The following is a 17,902-nucleotide window of genomic DNA, read 5'->3' as shown; positions in this document are numbered from 1 at the left end:
GCTGGCTACCTCACCCTCCGCGCACTGCTCCAGCTCTTCAGCGACGCCCACACGCCGCGTGACAGGCGGAAGCAGTCGACGGGCGTGGACGAGCCCAGTGCCAGGAAACGATGCAGCTGGACGCCGCTCCACTGGAAGCCGCACTTCTCCAGCACGTTGCGCGAGGCCGGGTTGGTGACGCGCGCACCTGCATAGAGATGATCGTCCTCGAACTCCTCGAAGAAGAAGTCGATCGCGCCGCGCGCGGCCTCGGTGGCAAAGCCCCGGCCCCAATGTTCGAAGCCGAGCCAATAGCCGAGCTCGGCATTGTCGGGCGTGGAGCAGTCGATGCCGACCATGCCGATGGGCCCGTTGTCATGCTCGATCAGGAACACGGTCTCGCCGCCGGGCGCGGCGGTGGCGCGGACAAATGCGATAGCGTCGTCCTGCGAATAGGGATGCGGGAGGCGCCTTGTGTTTTCGGCGACGCGACGGTCGTTGGCGAGGAGGGCGATGGTCCTGACGTCGGCGAGGGTTGGCCGCCGCAAGGTCAGCCGCTCGGTGGCGACGACGCTGGGTCTCGCCTCCCGCAAGGTCACGCTCGAGAAATCCTGCAACATGTCCGGCTCCGTCGAAGTCACTAAAGTGAAAAGTGAGCACGCAAACGAAAGGGGAGGCCGGTTTCCCGCCTCCCCTGGAGCCTTCGATCTCTATGATCTCAAGGACTCCGCCGGTTCGGTCTGGGACCCGGCGGACTCCAAATTTGATCCACCGTCTATTCAGCCGCCTCTGCGAGCGGGAGCACCGAGATGAAGGTGCGGCCGTTGGCTTTGGCCTGGAACGTTACGCGGCCTTCGACCTTGGCGAACAAGGTGTGGTCCGTGCCCATGCCGACATTAAGGCCGGGATGCCAGGTGGTGCCGCGCTGACGCGCAATGATGTTGCCGGGAATCACAACTTCCCCGCCGAACGCCTTGATCCCGAGGCGCTTGCCCTTGGAATCGCGACCGTTACGCGATGAACCGCCTGCTTTTTTGTGAGCCATGGCTCGTCTCCGAAATTCTACGTATTTCTAGATCAATTCCTTGACGGAATCATTTCACAATTTCTCACGCATCAATTCGTGATGGCGCGTGATCAAATTATGCGGCGGCCTCTTCGGTCGTGGTCTCCGGCTTGGCGACCTTCTCCCGCTTCGGACGCGGCCCCTTGGTGGGCTTGGCGCCGTCCGTCAGGATCTCCGAGATGCGCAGCACCGTGATCTCGTCGCGATAGCCGCGCTTGCGGCGCGAGTTCTTGCGGCGGCGCTTCTTGAAAGCGATGACCTTGGGACCGCGCTTGTGGTCGAGCACCTCGACCGCAACGGACGCGCCTGCGACCGTGGGCAGACCCAGGATCGGCGTGTCGCCGCCGACCAGGAGGACTTCATTGAGCTGCACGATCGAGCCGACTTCGCCTTCGATCTTGCCTACTTCCAGGACATCATCCGGAACGACGCGGTACTGCCGGCCGCCGGTTTTGATGACTGCGAACATCGTTGTTTTCCTTCGTGTTCATTCCCGGCCTCGCGACATATCGTCGGGGCCGGCTTTTTGTCAGTCGTTATGGGTTTATGCGAGTTTTGTGCGGGCGGGAGTTATCCCTTTGAAAACCCACGCAAAAACAAGCGGCGCGAGAAACGCCCCGCGCCGGTTGCGGGATTTATAGCCGCTGACCGCGCGGAGTCAAGGAAAAGCCGGGGAAAACGGCCCGGATTTGAAGCATTTGAGCCCGATCCGGCCCCGCAGGCGAATTTCGGACCGCGCCGCAACCAACGGGTTCCCCCGCCGTTGTCCCGGCGAATTCGGTCACACGGGCAAGGGGCTTACCATGGCAACAGACGAGCTGGTCAAGACGACGACGGGCATCGCCCATCACGGCGCGGAGCGGTTGCCGTCGGTGGATATCGACAGCTTCAACATCGAGATGAAGGACGAGGACGGCTTCATCGGCGACCGCGCCAGCAAGGGCGCGTTCCGCGAGATCCTCGAGCGCTGGCGCAAGCCGCTGCGCAAGTCCGGCGAGGACCCGTTCGGAAAGGAGCCGTCGGACGAGATCAGCAAGAAGACCCTGGATGCCATCCTGGTCGGCGACGACACCGAGGCCTGGGCAGTGGTGCATAGCGCCATCGAGGACTTCGCCCAGGAGCTCGCTTACGTCACCCGCCGCTTCCTCAAGTCCAAGGCCTGGGCCAAGACCGAGCGCATCGTGGTCGGCGGCGGTTTCCGGGATTCCCGGCTTGGCGAGCTCGCGATCGCGCGCACCGAGATCATCCTCATCGCCGAGGGCTTCAAGATCGACATGCTGCCGATCCGCCATCATCCCGACGAGGCCGGCCTGATCGGCGCGCTGCATCTGGCGCCGTCGTGGATCTTCGAGGCCCATGACAGCATCCTCGCCGTCGATATCGGCGGCACCAACATCCGCTGCGGCCTGGTGGAGACCAGCTGGAAAAAGGCAAAAGACCTGTCGAAAGCCAAGGTCGTGAAGTCCGAGCTGTGGCGTCATGCCGACGACGAGCCGACGCGCGAAGGCGCGGTGAAGCGGCTGACGAAGATGCTGAAGGGGCTGATCACCGAGGCCGAAAAGGAGGGCTACAAGCTGGCGCCGTTCATCGGCATCGCCTGTCCCGGCGTGATCAACGCGGACGGCTCGATCGAGAAGGGCGCGCAGAACCTGCCGGGCAATTGGGAGAGCAGCAAGTTCAACCTGCCGGCGAGCCTGCTCGAGGGCATCCCCCAGATCGGCGAGCACGACACCGCGATCCTGATGCACAATGACGGCGTGGTTCAGGGCCTCTCCGAGGTGCCGTTCATGCAGGACGTCGATCGCTGGGGCGTGCTCACCATCGGCACCGGCCTCGGCAATGCCCGCTTCACCAACCGCCGCAAGGACAACGGCAAAGACAAAGACGGGGATTCCACGGGCAACGGGAAGAAAAAAGCCAAGTCCGACTGAAGCGTTTTCGAGCGAAGTGGACACCGGTTCGCGTGAAGAAAACGCGTCAAAAAAAGGAATCTGGAGCCGTTTCCGATCCATCGGAACGGAAACGGCTCCAGAGTAACCTTGACTGGTTAGGTTAAGGACCGGATTGCGTTGCGGTGCACGGGCCGCGCGCTACGGTCGGAACCGTCGCCTCACCTGGCCGGCGAAGCCGCCCTTCCCAGCCAGTATTTCAATGAGCGGCACGGGACCGCCAGTGTTTACCGCGTCTGGCGGTCCCACCCCGCCTTTTCAGGCACCAGTGATTCGAGCCTCGATGCTACCGGCTCGACCTCGCGCCGGGTCATCGGCGAACGGTCCAGACCAAATTCCGCGCAAACCGCCGCCGAAATCCGCGATCGTCCCCATCACCACCGCGACATCATGGGGCCCAGCCGCAAAACCGGCCCGATTTTCGTCCTCCCAGCCTTGTCTGGCCCGCCATCCTCGCCTATTAACGCCCGAACCACAGGGGCCCTGCTCCTTACTTGGCGCCTTCAGGAGAGGTGGCAGAGTGGTCGAATGCACCGCACTCGAAATGCGGCATAGGTGCAAGCCTATCGGGGGTTCGAATCCCTCCCTCTCCGCCAACATCATCCGCCACAATAAAACGGCTTCCAGAAAGCTCGGCAGATCAGTCTGATCTTGCCGGCTCTCGCTCCGCCAGCGCCGTCCGCGCCGTCGCCACAAACGCCTGCGCGGCTGGCGACAACGTCCGCCCCTGGCGCTGCAGCAGCGACACCGGGCGGGTGATGGCAGGACGTATCAGCGGCTTTGCGATCAGAGTCGGAAATTGATCCGCCGGCAGCATCGTCGCAGGAAGGATCGCGAGGCCGAGACCCTGCGCCGTCATGGCGAGTGCGGTGTTGATCAGCGTCACTTCATAGGTTGGGTTGAGGTGCTTGCCTTGGGTGCCCAGCGCCTGATCGATCTGCATGCGAATCCGCGTCTCGCCCCGCATCGCGATCGTGGGCATCTGAGCCAACTCGTCCCATGTCAGCGAGCGGCGTGCCGCGAAGTCGGCGGTGCGCCGGCCGATGGCGCTCAGGCGGCCGCGGGTCAGCGTCTCGACCGTCAGCTCCGCGAATTCTCCCTCGACGCTGCCGATCGCGAACTCCGCATCCGTCGCGATCAGACGCGGAACGAGATCGTCGGCGGCGACATCGCGCATGTCGATTTCGATATCGGGATAGCCTGCCCGGAATTTTGCGAGCACCGAGGGCAGCAGCGCCGATGCGGTACCGGCTGAGGCGAGAAACGCGACCCGGCCGGCGCGCGCCTGCGCCAGGTCGCGCATGCGCCGCGACAGGCCCAGCGCATCGCCCAGCATGCGTTCGGCGGCATGAACTGCCTCGTCAGCGGCCAGCGTCGGCTGCACCGAACGAGTGGAGCGATCGAACAGTTTGACGCCAAGCTGCGCTTCGAGCTGCTGGATCAACAGGCTCGTCGCCGATTGCGTGATCCCCAGCCCGCGCGCGGCCCGCGTGATGCTGCGCGTGCGGTACACGCCGGTGAAGGCCTGCAATTGCCGCAAGGTGACGTTCATAGGTAAAGCTCATGAATTGATGAGTTCTTTCCGGCTTATCACATAAGCGAGCATGCAATAAAATGCATGTCGTGGACGGTGAAGCCACGATCGCCAAGGGATCGGAAACGAACATGAGGACACAGGTGCTGGTGGTGGGCGCCGGGCCCGTCGGATTGACCGCGGGGATGGATCTGGCTTCCCGTGGGATCGACGTCGTGGTCGCGGAGATTCGCCATGCCGGCGATCCGCCCAGCGTCAAATGCAATCACGTCTCGGCGCGTTCGATGGAGATCTTCCGCCGGCTCGGCGTCGCCGCAAAGCTGCGCGACGCAGGCCTGCCCGCAGATTTCCCGAACGACTGCTCCTACCGGACCACGGCGACCGGCATCGAGCTGTGCCGCATCGACATTCCCTCGCGCGCACGCCGCTACAGCGCCACTGGTGGCCCCGATACCTGGTGGCCGACGCCGGAGCCGCCCCACCGGATCAACCAAGTCTATCTCGAGCCGATCCTGTTCAGCCATGCCGCCGCTCAGTCGCGCATCACCATTCTGGCGCGCACGGAAATCACGGACATCGAGCAGAATGACGACCATGTGGTTGCACTGGCGCGCGACCTCGACAGCGGAAGCTCGCTCCGCATCGAGGCTTCCTTTGTGATCGGTTGTGATGGCAGCCGTTCCCTGGTTCGCAAATCGATCGGTGCCAACCTGTCCGGCACGCCGGTGATCCAGCGCGTGCAATCGACCTTCATCGAAGCGCCGCAGCTCAAGGAGCTGATGGGCGCGCACAAGCCGGCCTGGATGGTGCTCTCGCTCAACCCGCGACGCTCAGGCACGACGGTGGCGATCGACGGTCGTGACCGCTGGCTGATCCACAATCACCTGAAGCCAGATGAGCCCGAATTTGATTCGGTCGATCGGGACTGGGCGATCCGCGCCATTCTCGGCGTCGACGAGCGTTTCGAATACCGCGTCCTCAGCAGGGAGGACTGGGTCGGCCGCCGGCTTGTCGCCGATCGCTTCCGCGACCGCAGGGTCTTCATCTGCGGCGACGCCGCGCATCTGTGGATGCCGTATGCGGGCTACGGCATGAATGCGGGCATTGCGGACGCCATCGACCTGTGCTGGCAGGTGGCGGCGCATCTGAACGGGTGGGCGCCGGCTTCGATCCTCGATGCCTACGAGGCGGAGCGTCAGCCCATCACCGAACAGGTGTCGCGCTTTGCCATGGACCATGCGATGAAGATGATGGCGCAGCGTGGCGGAGTCTCCGCGGAGATCGAGCACGACACGCCGCGCGGCCACGCGGCGCGCGCAGCGCTGGCCAGGGCGGCCTACGATCTCAACGTTCAGCAATATTGCTGTGCCGGATTGAACTTCGGCTACTATTACGATGCCTCGCCGATCATCGCCTATGACGGCGAGACGCCGCCGGCCTACGCGATGGGCAGCTTCACGCCCTCCACCGTGCCGGGCGCTCGCGCGCCGCACCTGTTTCTGCGGGACGGGCGATCGCTCTACGATGCCTTCGGCGCCGGCTACACTTTGCTGCGGTTCGATCCGGCGATCGATGTGGCGCCATTGAAGTCTGCCGCAGAGCAGCGCGGCATTCCGCTCGCGCTGCTCGACATCGCGCCGGACGAAGCGAACGGCGCGTATGCCGAGAAGCTGGTGCTGGCGCGGCCCGATCAGCACATCGCCTGGCGCGGGCAGGCCGCGCCGGCGGACCCACAAGGCTTGCTGACGCGCATTACTGGCGCTTCGGCGTAACGCGATTTGAAGCGGACGGTCTCGCGGCGAGTCCGTCAGGACGTGGTTTACAAAGTCGTAGTTCACAAAGGCGTGGTTCACAAACAAGAACGCACCGGGGAGGGAAACGTGTTTCACGTTGTAAGCCGCCGCATTTTGGCCGTGCTGACGGCCGCGAGTTTCGCCGTGTTGCCGCTGGAGGCGGGCCGAGCGGCCTATCCCGAGCAATTGATCAAGATCATCGTGACCTTTCCGCCCGGCGGCAGCGCCGATACCGTCATCCGCGCGCTCGAACCGCTGGTCATTGCCGAGCTCAAACAGGGTCTCGTGATCGAGAACCGCGCGGGTGCTGGAGGTAACATCGGCATGGCCGCGGTCGCGCAGGCCAAGCCTGATGGCTATACGCTCGGCGTCGCGCCGGCAGGCAGCCTGACGGTGAATCCGCATCTCAATTCGTCGATGCCGTTCGATCCGAAGGATCTTGCGCCGATCACCCTGCTCGCGGAAATTCCCTTCGTGCTGGTTGCGTCAGCGAACGTGCCGGCGCATACGGTCGCGGAAACGATCGCGCTCGCCAAGGCCAAGCCGGGCGCGTTGTCGATCGGACATGGCGGCAATTCGACAGCCATGCACTTGACCGCAGCACTGTTCACGCAGAAGACCGCGATCGCCATGGAGCTGGTCCCCTATCGCGGGACCGCGCCGGCGACGGTCGACGTTCTCGCAGGCCATGTCCCCTTCGCGGTACTGGATATCCCCGCATCGAGGCAACTGATCCTCGAAGGCAAGCTCAACGCCATCGGTGTGTCGTCCGCGCAGCGTCTGTCGTCCTTGCCCGATGTGCCGACACTAGCCGAGAGCGGGATTGCGGGTTTCGAATCCGTTGGCTGGTTCGGGCTGGTTGCTCCGGCCGGCACGCCAGCCGATATCGTCGGCCGGTTGAACGAAGCCTTCGGAAAAGCCGTGAAGGACCCGTCGGTGGTCGAGAAGATCCGGACGCTTGGCGCAGAGCCTGCACCGACCTCGCCCGAGCAGTTCAGCCGCTTCATCCAAAGCGAAAGCTCGAAATGGGGCAAGCTGATCAGTGAAGCGGGCATCAAGGCGAATTAAGTATCGTCTGCGTAGCCCCGTTGCTCGTCGACGGTCATCCCCGGCTCGCCCTCAGCGCCCGCCGCATCACGATCGCGGTCTAGGCAGGCGATTCCACCCCCACCTAACCCATTGATCTTGCAGTCCCCGGCTACTGTGCATGGGGTTGTTTTCGCGTTTTTTTGTTGTTGGGCGTTGGAAAGCTTACGGGTAATCGTCACGCCACCCCGGCTGGCCTCGCCAGTTCGGATCACCACCGACAAGGCAAACGGACATGCACTCTTCCGCCACCGGCTGGGGCAACGGGCTTCTTGGCGTCATCATCTTCAGCGGCTCGCTGCCGGCGACGCGCGTGGCGGTCGGCGGGTTTTCCGCGCTGTTCCTGACCTCGGTGCGCGCGGTCATCGCGGCGCTGATCGGTGTGGCTGTGCTCGGCCTGCTCCGTCAGGCGCGGCCGGCGCGCGGAGATCTCGTCTCGCTCGCCATCGTCGCCATCGGGGTCGTGGTCGGTTTTCCCTTGCTGACGGCGCTCGCGCTGAAGCACATCACCTCGGCGCATTCGATTGTCTTCATTGGCCTGCTGCCGCTGTCCACCGCGATCTTCGGCGTGCTGCGCGGCGGCGAGCGGCCGCAGCCGATGTTCTGGCTGTTCGCTATTCTGGGCAGCGCCACTGTCGCGGGCTTTGCGCTGTCCAACGACGGCACCGCATCGCTCACTGGCGATCTGCTGATGGTCGCGGCGATCGTGCTGTGCGGGCTCGGCTATGCCGAAGGCGCCGCGTTGTCGCGCCGGCTCGGCGGCTGGCAGGTGATCTCCTGGGCGCTGCTGCTGGCGCTGCCGCTGATGCTGCCGGTCGCGATTCTGACCTGGCCGTCGACATGGAGCGGCATCAGTGTGCCCGCCTGGATCGGGCTCGCCTATGTCTCGATCTTCAGCATGTTCGTCGGCTTCATCTTCTGGTACCGCGGGCTCGCGATCGGCGGCATCGCCCGCATCGGCCAGTTGCAGCAGCTCCAGCCGTTCTTCGGGCTCGCCCTTGCAGGCCTGCTTCTGCACGAACCGGTCGCCTGGAGCATGATCGTGGCGACCGCCCTGGTGGTCGCCTGCGTCTTCTTCGCGCGGCGGTTTGCCTGAGGCCGAATTGATGTGGCCTTAGTTCTTGCCCGGCTGCGGCTTTTCAATCCCCGGCAGCTGGGCGATCCGCTCGGCGAGAAAATCGATCAGCAGCCGTACCCGCGCGATGCCGGACCGCTCCGGTACGATCAGCATGTTGAGCGGAACGGAAGGCGGCGCGTAGTCTTGAAGCACGTGCTCAAGTTGGCCTGAGGCAAGCAGGTCGTCGACGAGCCAAAGATGGGCCGGCGCAATGCCACGACCGGCCGCGAGCGCCTCGCGTGCGGCAAGCCCGTGATCCACCCGCAGCCGCCCTGCGGACGGGACCACATGGCGGCCGCCGCGGCGCCCGTGCAGCACGAGCACGTCGCTGCCGGCGATGTTCGACATCCTGACACCCTCGTGGCTGGCGAGATCCTGCGGGCGCGCGGGCCTGCCGCGCGAGGCGAGATAGTCCGGTGCGGCCACGAGCACCCGCCGCGACTGACCAAGCAACCTGAGCTTCATCGAACTGTCGGGGAGCGGCCCCAGACGCAGGGCAATATCGACGCCTTCCCGCACCAGGTCGATCCGCTCGTCGGTCAGGCTGAGATCCACCGCCACGTCCGGATAGCGGTCCTGGAACGCGAACACGAAACGACTGACATGGAGCACACCGAAGGCCGCGGTGCAGGAGACGCGCACCGTTCCGGCCGGCGCGCCGCGCGTGCTGCGCGCCTCGTCGACCGCCAGTTCGACCAGGCGCAGGATCTGCACGCAGTCGGCGTAGTAGCGGCGCCCCTCCTCCGTCATCGTCACGCTGCGTGTGGTCCGCGTGAGCAGCGACACGCCGACAGCCTGCTCCAGTTCCCGAAGATGCCGCGTCACTGTCGACTGGCCGAGACCAAGCTCGCGCGCGACCGCCGACAGGCTTCCGCGCTCGGCGACTCGCACGAAGCTGCGCATGCGTTCGAGCGTAACGTCCGATCTATCCATATTTCGGCATGATCCTATCCATTGGCGACAACTACCGAATTGCAGCGGTGCACGCTACCTGGTGGCTCGAAATCATCAACCAAGGAGCTGATCATGAAAGTGTTGATCGTCTTCGCTCATCCCGAGCCGTGCTCCCTCAATGGCTCGCTCCGCGATGTCGCCGTCAGAGAACTCGAGGCTGAGGGACACGAGGTGCGGGTGTCAGACCTTTACGCCCAGGGCTGGACATCCGAAATCGGTCGCGCCGACTTTCCGCTGCTGCCGCCGGACGCACGGCTGGCGCCCGCCGCCGCCTCCAAGCAGGCGTTCGAGTCGGGCACACTCACCGCGGACGTCAACGCCGAGATCGAGAAGCTGCTGTGGGCGGACGTCCTGATCCTGCAATTCCCGCTGTGGTGGTTCAGCATGCCGGCCATTCTCAAGGGCTGGGTCGACCGCGTGTTCGCCTACGGTTTCGCGTATGGCGTCGGCGAGCACAGCGACAAGCGGTGGGGCGACCGTTACGGCGAAGGCAGGCTAGCGGGCAAACGCGCGATGCTGATCGTGACCGCCGGCGGCTGGCAGGAGCATTATTCGGCGCGCGGGATCAACGGGCCGATCGACGACCTGCTGTTCCCCATCAATCACGGCATCCTCTATTATCCGGGATATGACGTGCTTCCGCCGTTCGTTGTCTACAAGGCCGACAAACTGGACGAAGCGGGTTTCCAGGCGACTGCCGAACGTTTGCGCGAGAGGATGCGAACGCTTGCGACGACATCGCCGATTCCTTATCGGCGCCAGAATGGCGGCGATTACCTGATTCCGAGCATGCAGCTCCGCGCGGTACTCGAGCATTCCGGCGCGAGCGGCTTCGCGCTTCACGTCGAGCAGGCCGAGGCACGCAGCCCCAATGGTGAGGTGAGCTCCATGCGCTCGGCGACGGAGGATTGCGCGGCAACGGCGTAATCCGCCGCCCGCGCACGACATCACCCCATCACCGTCCGCGTCAGCGTGCTCCGCGCAAATTTCTTCAGCGGCATCGGCTTGCCGAACAGAAAACCCTGCACCAGGTCGAAGCCGAGCTCGTTGGCAGCGACGAGGTCGGCGCGGCTCTCGACGCCCTCGGCGACGGCGCGCACGCCATAGCCATGCGAGAGCTCGACGATGTGGCGGCACACCGTGCGCTTGAGGCGATCGGTGCCGCTGCCGGTGACGAAGTGCCGGTCGGCCTTCAGCTTGATGAAGGGAATTTTTCCGAGGTCCATCAGCGACGGCCAGTTGGCGCCGAGATTGTCGATCGACAGGCCGATATTGTGCAGACGCAGTTCGCGGGCGACCTCGACCAGGAGATCGAGGTCGCGGATCGCCTCCTCGCTGTCGATCTCGATCGTCAGCCCCCCGAACGCCGGATGCGTCGGCATGCGGCGGCAGAGATCGCGCACGGCCTGCGGCTCCTTCAGATAGGACGACGGCAAATTGATCGCGAGATCGACCGGGCTCTGCTGCTCCAGCAGATAGTGCCAGTCCTGCATGGCGCGCTCGATCATGAATTCGGAGAGGTCGCGCAGATTCGGGTCGTGCTCTTCGGGGATGAAATAGGCCGGCGGCACCACGCCCCAGGTCGGATGCCGCATCCGCACCAGCGCCTCGGCGCTACTGCGGATCAGCGTGCGCGCGTCGATCTTGGGCTGGTACCAGAGCTCGAGCCAGCCGGCATGCAGGGCCTCGCCGACATGCACGGCCGGGCTCGGCGCCGGCTCCTCGGGCAACAGCATCGCGACGCGGTCGCGCAGCGTCTCCGCGGCAAAGGGCGTGGTCAGCGGCGGCAGCATCTTGAGGCCGTATTCCTCGCCGACCTGCTGCACCGCCCTGACGATGATCGACTCGCGGGCGCCCACAGTCAGAACCCTGCCGTCGAAGGCCTCGCGCACCAGCGTCTCCAGAAATTTGCCGGGCTCGATGCCGTCGGCGGCGATGCCGAGCAGGATCAGGTCGGGCAATTCGCTCGTCAGCACGCTCTGCAGCTCCTCGGCGCTGGCGCATTCGGTGGTGACGAAGCCGAGATCCTCCAGCACCTCTGCGAGAAACGCGCGCAGATGGCGCTTGCCGTCGGCCACGCATGCGCGCGGCTTCACCTTTCGCCGTCCGAAGGTCTTCGGCCTTCGTTCGGCGAGTTCTACAATTTCGTCGTTCATCGCAAGCACTCCCGTTCCGTGCCGGTGTGTTAGCGACGTGAGCAGTTTCAAATATGGAAGGCTTCAGTCGATTGTCGAATTATCTGGGTAACGTTAAAGCACCCATCATGTCTAAAATTGTCCGGGTCTCGTTCGAGATGTTTTTACGTCTGCTCGCGCATCGGGCGCGGGGTTGCGGCAATCACTGGAGATTTCGCGACGTGCAGTGCGGCTGCAAGCACGCGCACTGTCCTGCAATTGGACCAAGCCTCGTGTGCCTCGCCAAATTCAATAACGGAGCGCCTCAATTGCCCGCGGTGCGCGCATTTTTCCCGGTTCGCTCGTGACGGTTCTGCGACAATGCGTCGGTGCGCGCTGGCGCCCGTGTGAAGCACATCACAAGCGAATTGCTGCACTTGCGCTATTGCTTCGGGCAGCCGGTGGTGGGCTGTCGAGGATCGCAGCAATGACGTCGCGGCGAATAATGTATTGGTGGTTCAGGTTCGTGCTGTCAGGGCGATTTCTCGATCGCTTCCTGTGCCTGCCGCGCGCGCATTAGCGCGGGATCAGGTTTGGCCGATCAGCTTGCGCAACGCGGCCGCGCCGTCCTCGATCACATCGCGTCCCTTCCAGGCCAGATAGGACAGCTTTCCACCGAGCGTGTCGTGGCTGCGCAGCCGGCGCGAGCCGAGAATGTGGCCGACATTGGAGGGAAAGCGGCTCACCTCGGCGGACACCAGCGCCGCGATCGCGTCCATCAGTTGCTGCAGCCGAATGCCCCACTCACACTGCTCGATGCCGTCGATCCGCACTTTGAGCGCATATTCGGTGTCGTAGATCTCGGTGAGCAGGTCGCGCGCAATCAGCACCCGGTTGTGCCGGAGCGCGATGCGCAAGGCGAGGCGCCTGTCGTCGAGTTGGTCGAGCACCATATGAACGACGCAGGCATAGGGCGTGGCGGCGACATCTGTGGCGCTCTTGCTCGCGGCGGCCTTGGTGGCAAGGCGCACCAATTGCCAGAACGTCTTCAGCCGCCTCGCCACCAGCGTCAGCGCAAACGGCAGCGCCTCGGGATGAGCCTTCTTGAAGGCGTCCAATCGTGCGGTGATCTGATCAACCTGGCCGTCGTCGAATTTCGCGATCTTCTCGGGCAGCTTTTCGTTGAACTTCGGCAGCGCGGCGCCGGCGCGCAGCACATGTTGCATCTTCTTCACGTCGTCGAAGGCGGTGCGCGATGCCGTGTATTGCGCGAGCTTGCCGCGCGCGAACTCGGTGCTCTCTGCCGATGCGAGGGTGCTCTCGAGAACCTTGACGACCTTGGTCTGGAAGGTCGATGCGATCTTCAGCACTTCCTTCTGGTTGTTGGCGGCGACCTGGTCGTTGATCGCCTTGATGTAGTCGCGCGCCATGGTCGGCAGCAGGTCGCGGCAGATCCACTCCCAGATCGGGGTGAGGGTGTTGCGCGAGATCCGCCCCATATTGGCATGCTCGGGCGCGCCGTCGATCAGAAGCAGCTCGAGCGGCGCAAAGAAATGGCGCGAGGGACTGGTGGCGCGCGCCTGGCTCGATCCGTCCTTGCGAAATTCGGCCCGCAGCCGCGATTGGAGCTCGGATGAGCCCGGCATGTCGATGCCGCACAGCTCCAGCCGTTCGAGCTCGCTGAGCAGGCAGCTGCGCGACAGCGGCGTCAGCTTCTGCAAGAAGTCCGATAGCTGGTCGATCTCGTTCATGGCACGCAAACTTCCGCAACGATTCCAGCAGGCCTATCGGCCGCATGCATGGAGGCATTTGCGCGCTCTCAATTGCGACATAGAGAAGCAAGCCGCCGTTAATATATCCGTAAAATCCGGGGCGGCGGGTCATCGGCGCGGATCGGGTCGTTAAGAAGGCTTCGGGTGACCCGCCTACCATTTGAGCAGGTTCAGCAACCTAAGAATGCTGAGGGAGGTTGGCCCTCTAGCACAAAGTGTGCCTGTGCCGGAGTTTCAGCACAAAGCTGCCAAATTCACCGTAGTCTTACGGAGCAAAAAGTTAACCACAGACCGCGTTGGGTTCCGCTAAACGAGTGACATGGGGTCACAGAATGATACGGCCACTGATTCGCGGCCGTCGGAATGGTACGAAAGCAACGCCGCTCCAACTGAAGAGCTCGATGTCGTCCGCTTGAACGCCGCCCGCGCCAGGGCGGCCGACGAAATGGCCGCCGCCATCGCCCGCGAGCTCAATGGTCCCCTCACGGCGCTCCTGCTCTACATGGGCGAGATCAAGCATCACAGCGATCAGCTCGCGCCGGTGACGGGCGACCGTGCCTATTTGCAGCGGGTCGTGGAGAATGCGCTGGTGCAGACCGAGCGGGTTTGCGGCCTCGTCAAACAGCTTGCCGGTTCTCACACGGGTGGCTTGCCGATCGCGTCCAGGGCCGAGGACGCCGAATTGAAGCTCGCGCGCGCGCCACAGCCGCAACGCGTGCCGAGCGCCGAAGTGCTCGGCCTGTCAGGCCAGAAGCGGCTGACCAAGCGCGAGCGCGAGGTGCTGAGGCTGATCAGCGAGGGTTATTCGAACAAGCAGGGTGCGCTTCGGATGCAGATCAGCCCGCGCACCTTCGAGAGCCATCGCGCCGAGGCGATGCGGAAGCTCGGTGCGCGCAACACCGCGGACCTCGTCCGTGCGGCGCTGCTGCATTCGATCGACTGAAGACTCTTGCCTCGGGCCGCCCGCCAGCGGCGAGGGCCAAGCGTGAGATCTCTCGACAAAGTCCCGGGGCTCCGATTGCGCTCAGAAATAGTCTTCGGCGAAAGGACGCGCGCGCGACGAGGGCCGCAGCGGCTTGAGCTCTTCCTTGGGCGCGTTGGGAATGATCGTGATGGTCCAGCGGGGCGGCATGCTCGATTCCTGCTCCAGCACCGAACGCACAAAGCCCGTTACCGTCTCCTCGCCAGCGGCCACCGTCGCCATCCGGCCGTTGAACTGTGCGATGCGGAAGCGGCGAACTTCTTTCTGGTCCGCGGTCTCGTAGGTGAACATGGAAACCCTCCTGGTTTCCGGCGACTATCGCTGCCTATGATTAGCCATCTGTGAAAATCCAAAGCCGTAGAAGTACGGCGGGGATGCACGCGTGAGTGGTTGGAGCGTTTCCGAGGAAGGTGGGTACCGGTTCGCGTGAAGAAAACGCGTCAAATAGGAATCTAGCCCGACGGCTCCTGCGCGCGCGCGGCGGCATAGGCCGCGTCCATCAAGTCCAGGAGGTCGCGAAAGCCAGCGTCGCCGAGTCTCGCTGCGGTCGTCTCCAGCCGCAGCGCCAGCACCGCGAGCCGGACATAGCCGAACGTCCCGGCCGCGCTCTTCAGCGAATGCGCTTCGCGCGCGATCCTGCCGCGGTGCTGCGCGAGCGCGAGCGTGCGGAACGATTGCAGGCGTGCGCAGGTCTCGCTCCAGAACACGTCGCGCACTTCGCAAGCACCGTCCTCGCCGATCTCCCGCACCAGCGCCTGGTACGCGCCCGGCTCGCGCGCGGGCTCGGCATCAAGCGCTGTCTGCGCAGGCGCGACGGTGACTTCGAACATGGTTTGGCCTGCCTTGATCACGGATCGTTTGCCGCCGGCCCATACAGGCGCGGGCGGCACGTCCGTGTCTACGGCATCTGGATTTCAGTTCCGGTAGCAGGACATTCCGTGTTTGCGGGCCGGAATTAGCGGCCAGTTTACCACGCCGCAGCACCAGTCAGCGCGGGCCGAGCAGCCGGTCATACTGCGCCTTCACGGTGGCGTAGCATTCGCACGCCGTCTGGCGCAGGCCGTCCAGGTTGAGGATCTGGATGTGCCCGCGGCTGTAGTTGATGAAATTCGCCTGCTGCAAGGTATTGGCGACCAGCGACACGCTGTTCCGCCGAGCGCCGATCATCTGCGCCATAGCCTCCTGGGTCAGCAACAGCCGGTAGTCGCCGGAGAGGTCATGGGTGTGCAGCAGGCAGCGCGACAGCCGCGACTCCACCGGATGAGCGGCGTTGCAGCCCGCGGTCTGCTGCACCTGCGCGTAGACCGCCAGTCCGTGACGCGTGAGCAGCGTCCGCAGGGTGCCGCTCTGGTCGGCCGCGATGCGTAGCCGGTCGAGGTCCATCATCGAGGCGGAGCCGGGAACCAGCACGATGGCCGTGTTCAGCGCGCAGGCATCGCCCATGGTCGAGAGCGTTCCGAGCAGGCTGTCGCGACCGATCATGGCGACTTGCACGTGCTCGCCCCTGGCGAGCTCCACCACCAGCGAGATGACGCCGCGATGGGGAAAGTAGGCGCGCTTGAGCGTTTCGCCGGTCTCGACCAGCACCGCGTCATGCGGCAGATCGCACGTACGCAGGTGCGGGCGGATCAACTCATAATCGTCTGCCGACAGCGCGGACAGGAAACCGTTGGAGGAACGCACCATCGTTTCCAAAGTCGCCTCCCGTCACCCGGACCAGCGGGCCGCAGCACTCGAAACTGCTTGCCGTCCGGGTAAGTTCCATCATGTTCCCCTCGGGATATATTGGCAATTGGGACAAGTTGTCCGATCGCCGTTAGCGCCGCTGCACGTCACCTCGCCAAGACAGATTCCCTGACCATTTCCACGGTACCGAGCTGTAGTCCCAGCAGATCCAGATCGGTCGACTGGCATCGGCTCGAAGGGCGGTCGCGGTCATGGTTGATCCGGTGGGTTTCGAAGTGATCCGCGCCGCGTCCGATCCGTCATCCGGTTGTGCGGCAGCAAACCTCATTATAAAGGTTGTGTCGCCCGGCGTATACCCGTTGGGGCGCAGACAAGCTCGGCCATTTGCGGCGGAAATGAGAATGGCACGCTGATTCGCTCATGAGCCGGCGCGCCAGCCCTGCGAGCTTGTGCAGGTAAAAGCGGCAAGCGGGCCTTCATGACCGGAAGCACTGCATTCGCGCCGCGTCAGTCGCCTTCCCTGCTCCGCCAAGGATGTTCTCAATAGTCCATTTTCTCGAGCAAAGGAGCATGGCGTGCGCCACGGTTCAATTATTGAATCGCCGATTCGGGAAGCTCAAGCTGGGACAGAAGGTCTGCGCCATATTCTCGTCGACGACGACGACCCGATGGTCTGCATGGCCATCGAGGTCTATCTCCAGCGCAACTATTTTCGGGTGACGATCGCAGAAGGAGGGGAAGCCGGACTTCGCGCGCTCGAACACCAACAGTTCGATCTGATGATCATCGATATCTTCATGCCGCACATGCGCGGGTTCGAATCGGTCCGGATCTTTCACGAGCGGGCCCCGGCCGTTCCGCTGATCGCGATGTCCGGCTACGCGTTCGCAAATCTGAATTCGCCAGCCCCCGATTTCCTCCGGATGGCGCTGGAGCTCGGTGCGGCGCGCTGTCTGCGCAAGCCCTTCACGCCGCACGCGCTGCTCGCCGCCATCAACGATTGCCTGGCGGAGCATCGTTCCCACCGCGACCTTGCCTCGGCCGCGCGCCTAGGTTAGCGCCGGCACCGGCCGCAGTGGACGCGGGTAACCGTTCCGCGAATGCGGGTCTTGCGTATCTCGGCAAAGCACCAAGCGAAAGTGGTGAGACCGCCCCGGATTGCAGACGGCTCGATAAAATTCCGCGAAGGCCGCGCATATCGTCCTTCACAAGCAGGGCTTTCCCGCGCGCCTGGTCCCGCTGTTATCGGCACGTTCACCTAACGCGTCTCGCCGTTGCGGCGTGGTGCCGGTTTTGCCGAAAAACGCTGTCGCATGCGGTCGAACGGCAAACTTGTCTTCAATATCCGTATTAGCACGGAGGATGAAATTAACGGGACCGTGAAAGGGGATGTCTAACGATCCAAGGCGGGGACTTCCGTTCATGCCAAGCGCGGCTCGGGCGTCGAGGTTCAGATCCAGGTCAGTAAGGCGTAGCTCATGGATGATCTGTTGCGGGAGTTTTTGACGGAAACCAGCGAGAGCCTGGACACCGTGGACAATCAGCTGGTGAAGTTCGAGCAGGAGCCGAACAACGCCAAGATCCTGGATAACATCTTCCGTCTGGTCCACACCATCAAGGGCACGTGCGGCTTCCTCGGATTGCCGCGGCTGGAAGCGCTGGCGCATGCCGGCGAGACGCTGATGGGCAAATTCCGTGACGGCATGCCGGTGACCGGGCAGGCGGTGACGGTGATCCTGTCCTCGATCGACCGCATCAAGGAAATTCTGGCCGGGCTGGAGGCGACCGAGGCCGAGCCCGAGGGCACCGACCGCGATCTCATCGACAAGCTGGAAGCCATGGTCGAGCAGGGCATGGCGGCTATGGCGGC

Annotated in this window: 18 protein-coding genes and 1 tRNA gene; 9 read left to right on the top strand and 10 right to left on the bottom strand. The window is 64.0% G+C overall.

Features of this window, described 5'->3' with window-relative positions:
* Window positions 1–5: 5 nt before the first annotated feature.
* From ABIC03_RS33955 to rplU, 3 genes are all read right to left on the bottom strand, one after another.
* Window positions 6–599 (bottom strand): GNAT family N-acetyltransferase, encoded by a 594-nt coding sequence (locus ABIC03_RS33955; protein WP_354064626.1) that lies wholly within the window; start codon window positions 597–599, stop codon window positions 6–8.
* Window positions 600–754: 155 nt separating this feature from the next.
* Complete coding sequence (gene rpmA, locus ABIC03_RS33950; protein WP_007598923.1) at window positions 755–1,024, bottom strand: 50S ribosomal protein L27; 270 nt, start codon at window positions 1,022–1,024, stop codon at window positions 755–757.
* 97 nt (window positions 1,025–1,121) lie between these two features.
* Window positions 1,122–1,514: a 50S ribosomal protein L21 gene (rplU, locus tag ABIC03_RS33945; protein WP_007604396.1), complete on the bottom strand. Its 393-nt coding sequence runs from the start codon at window positions 1,512–1,514 to the stop codon at window positions 1,122–1,124.
* 334 nt (window positions 1,515–1,848) lie between these two features.
* Between rplU and ABIC03_RS33940 the strand changes: the two genes are divergently transcribed.
* Window positions 1,849–2,976, top strand: coding sequence for an ROK family protein (locus ABIC03_RS33940; RefSeq protein WP_354064623.1), 1,128 nt, complete (start codon window positions 1,849–1,851; stop codon window positions 2,974–2,976).
* Window positions 2,977–3,500: 524 nt separating this feature from the next.
* Window positions 3,501–3,590, top strand: a tRNA-Ser gene (locus ABIC03_RS33935).
* 44 nt (window positions 3,591–3,634) lie between these two features.
* On the opposite strand, the gene ABIC03_RS33930 is transcribed toward ABIC03_RS33935, so the two are convergent.
* On the bottom strand, window positions 3,635–4,546 hold the full coding sequence (locus ABIC03_RS33930; RefSeq protein ID WP_354064621.1) for a LysR family transcriptional regulator: 912 nt from the start codon (window positions 4,544–4,546) through the stop codon (window positions 3,635–3,637).
* Between the two features lie 113 nt (window positions 4,547–4,659).
* On the opposite strand from ABIC03_RS33930, the gene ABIC03_RS33925 reads away from it, so the two are divergent.
* The 3 genes from ABIC03_RS33925 to ABIC03_RS33915 all read left to right on the top strand — a co-directional run bounded on the left by ABIC03_RS33925 (window position 4,660) and on the right by ABIC03_RS33915 (window position 8,503).
* Window positions 4,660–6,300 carry an FAD-dependent oxidoreductase gene (locus ABIC03_RS33925; RefSeq protein WP_354064619.1) on the top strand — a complete coding sequence of 547 codons (1,641 nt, stop codon included), beginning with the start codon at window positions 4,660–4,662 and terminating at the stop codon, window positions 6,298–6,300.
* Between the two features lie 108 nt (window positions 6,301–6,408).
* Window positions 6,409–7,389: a Bug family tripartite tricarboxylate transporter substrate binding protein gene (locus tag ABIC03_RS33920; protein WP_354064617.1), complete on the top strand. Its 981-nt coding sequence runs from the start codon at window positions 6,409–6,411 to the stop codon at window positions 7,387–7,389.
* A gap of 253 nt (window positions 7,390–7,642) precedes the next feature.
* Window positions 7,643–8,503, top strand: coding sequence for a DMT family transporter (locus tag ABIC03_RS33915; protein WP_354064615.1), 861 nt, complete (start codon window positions 7,643–7,645; stop codon window positions 8,501–8,503).
* Window positions 8,504–8,521: 18 nt separating this feature from the next.
* Here ABIC03_RS33915 and ABIC03_RS33910 read toward each other — a convergent pair whose 3' ends face one another.
* Window positions 8,522–9,457, bottom strand: a complete 936-nt coding sequence (locus tag ABIC03_RS33910; RefSeq protein ID WP_354064613.1) for a LysR family transcriptional regulator — start codon at window positions 9,455–9,457, stop codon at window positions 8,522–8,524.
* Window positions 9,458–9,550: 93 nt separating this feature from the next.
* Here ABIC03_RS33910 and ABIC03_RS33905 point away from each other — a divergent pair, with 93 nt between their 5' ends.
* A complete protein-coding gene (locus ABIC03_RS33905) occupies window positions 9,551–10,405 on the top strand; it encodes an NAD(P)H-dependent oxidoreductase (protein WP_354064611.1) in 855 nt (284 codons plus the stop codon).
* A 20-nt stretch (window positions 10,406–10,425) separates the two neighbouring features.
* Here ABIC03_RS33905 and ABIC03_RS33900 read toward each other — a convergent pair whose 3' ends face one another.
* Both ABIC03_RS33900 and ABIC03_RS33895 read right to left on the bottom strand, forming a co-directional pair.
* Window positions 10,426–11,634 (bottom strand): EAL domain-containing response regulator, encoded by a 1,209-nt coding sequence (locus ABIC03_RS33900; RefSeq protein ID WP_354064609.1) that lies wholly within the window; start codon window positions 11,632–11,634, stop codon window positions 10,426–10,428.
* 545 nt (window positions 11,635–12,179) lie between these two features.
* On the bottom strand, window positions 12,180–13,343 hold the full coding sequence (locus ABIC03_RS33895; RefSeq protein ID WP_275174494.1) for a hypothetical protein: 1,164 nt from the start codon (window positions 13,341–13,343) through the stop codon (window positions 12,180–12,182).
* A gap of 340 nt (window positions 13,344–13,683) precedes the next feature.
* On the opposite strand from ABIC03_RS33895, the gene ABIC03_RS33890 reads away from it, so the two are divergent.
* Entirely contained in the window at window positions 13,684–14,307 is a 624-nt protein-coding gene (locus ABIC03_RS33890) for a LuxR C-terminal-related transcriptional regulator (RefSeq protein ID WP_354064607.1), read from the top strand.
* 81 nt (window positions 14,308–14,388) lie between these two features.
* On the opposite strand, the gene ABIC03_RS33885 is transcribed toward ABIC03_RS33890, so the two are convergent.
* The 3 genes from ABIC03_RS33885 to ABIC03_RS33875 all read right to left on the bottom strand — a co-directional run bounded on the left by ABIC03_RS33885 (window position 14,389) and on the right by ABIC03_RS33875 (window position 16,032).
* The gene (locus tag ABIC03_RS33885; RefSeq protein WP_275174496.1) at window positions 14,389–14,637 is read right to left on the bottom strand and encodes a hypothetical protein; all 249 of its coding nucleotides are present in this window, start codon (window positions 14,635–14,637) and stop codon (window positions 14,389–14,391) included.
* Window positions 14,638–14,798: 161 nt separating this feature from the next.
* On the bottom strand, window positions 14,799–15,176 hold the full coding sequence (locus ABIC03_RS33880) for an Hpt domain-containing protein (RefSeq protein ID WP_354064605.1): 378 nt from the start codon (window positions 15,174–15,176) through the stop codon (window positions 14,799–14,801).
* A gap of 157 nt (window positions 15,177–15,333) precedes the next feature.
* Window positions 15,334–16,032, bottom strand: a complete 699-nt coding sequence (locus ABIC03_RS33875; RefSeq protein WP_275174499.1) for a Crp/Fnr family transcriptional regulator — start codon at window positions 16,030–16,032, stop codon at window positions 15,334–15,336.
* A gap of 575 nt (window positions 16,033–16,607) precedes the next feature.
* On the opposite strand from ABIC03_RS33875, the gene ABIC03_RS33870 reads away from it, so the two are divergent.
* Both ABIC03_RS33870 and ABIC03_RS33865 read left to right on the top strand, forming a co-directional pair.
* Window positions 16,608–17,090 (top strand): response regulator, encoded by a 483-nt coding sequence (locus ABIC03_RS33870; protein WP_354064603.1) that lies wholly within the window; start codon window positions 16,608–16,610, stop codon window positions 17,088–17,090.
* Window positions 17,091–17,510: 420 nt separating this feature from the next.
* Window positions 17,511–17,902, top strand: a 392-nt coding sequence (locus ABIC03_RS33865) for an Hpt domain-containing protein (protein WP_354064601.1), incomplete at its 3' end; no start/stop codon positions are given.

This window comes from Bradyrhizobium sp. RT6a (genome assembly GCF_040547675.1).
Taxonomy (GTDB): domain Bacteria; phylum Pseudomonadota; class Alphaproteobacteria; order Rhizobiales; family Xanthobacteraceae; genus Bradyrhizobium.
This window is presented reverse-complemented; position numbering and strand designations above follow the sequence as displayed.

Bases quoted from the DNA above. Each gene is read 5' to 3' on its own strand.
- ABIC03_RS33910 (WP_354064613.1), bottom strand. From the start codon at position 9,457: ATGGATAGATCGGACGTTACGCTCGAACGCATGCGCAGCTTCGTGCGA.
- ABIC03_RS33955 (WP_354064626.1), bottom strand. From the start codon at position 599: ATGTTGCAGGATTTCTCGAGCGTGACCTTGCGGGAGGCGAGACCCAGC.
- rplU (WP_007604396.1), bottom strand. From the start codon at position 1,514: ATGTTCGCAGTCATCAAAACCGGCGGCCGGCAGTACCGCGTCGTTCCG.
- ABIC03_RS33885 (WP_275174496.1), bottom strand. From the start codon at position 14,637: ATGTTCACCTACGAGACCGCGGACCAGAAAGAAGTTCGCCGCTTCCGC.
- ABIC03_RS33940 (WP_354064623.1), top strand. From the start codon at position 1,849: ATGGCAACAGACGAGCTGGTCAAGACGACGACGGGCATCGCCCATCAC.
- ABIC03_RS33930 (WP_354064621.1), bottom strand. From the start codon at position 4,546: ATGAACGTCACCTTGCGGCAATTGCAGGCCTTCACCGGCGTGTACCGC.
- ABIC03_RS33875 (WP_275174499.1), bottom strand. From the start codon at position 16,032: ATGGTGCGTTCCTCCAACGGTTTCCTGTCCGCGCTGTCGGCAGACGAT.
- ABIC03_RS33890 (WP_354064607.1), top strand. From the start codon at position 13,684: ATGGGGTCACAGAATGATACGGCCACTGATTCGCGGCCGTCGGAATGG.
- ABIC03_RS33895 (WP_275174494.1), bottom strand. From the start codon at position 13,343: ATGAACGAGATCGACCAGCTATCGGACTTCTTGCAGAAGCTGACGCCG.
- ABIC03_RS33905 (WP_354064611.1), top strand. From the start codon at position 9,551: ATGAAAGTGTTGATCGTCTTCGCTCATCCCGAGCCGTGCTCCCTCAAT.
- ABIC03_RS33880 (WP_354064605.1), bottom strand. From the start codon at position 15,176: ATGTTCGAAGTCACCGTCGCGCCTGCGCAGACAGCGCTTGATGCCGAG.
- ABIC03_RS33900 (WP_354064609.1), bottom strand. From the start codon at position 11,634: ATGAACGACGAAATTGTAGAACTCGCCGAACGAAGGCCGAAGACCTTC.
- rpmA (WP_007598923.1), bottom strand. From the start codon at position 1,024: ATGGCTCACAAAAAAGCAGGCGGTTCATCGCGTAACGGTCGCGATTCC.
- ABIC03_RS33915 (WP_354064615.1), top strand. From the start codon at position 7,643: ATGCACTCTTCCGCCACCGGCTGGGGCAACGGGCTTCTTGGCGTCATC.
- ABIC03_RS33925 (WP_354064619.1), top strand. From the start codon at position 4,660: ATGAGGACACAGGTGCTGGTGGTGGGCGCCGGGCCCGTCGGATTGACC.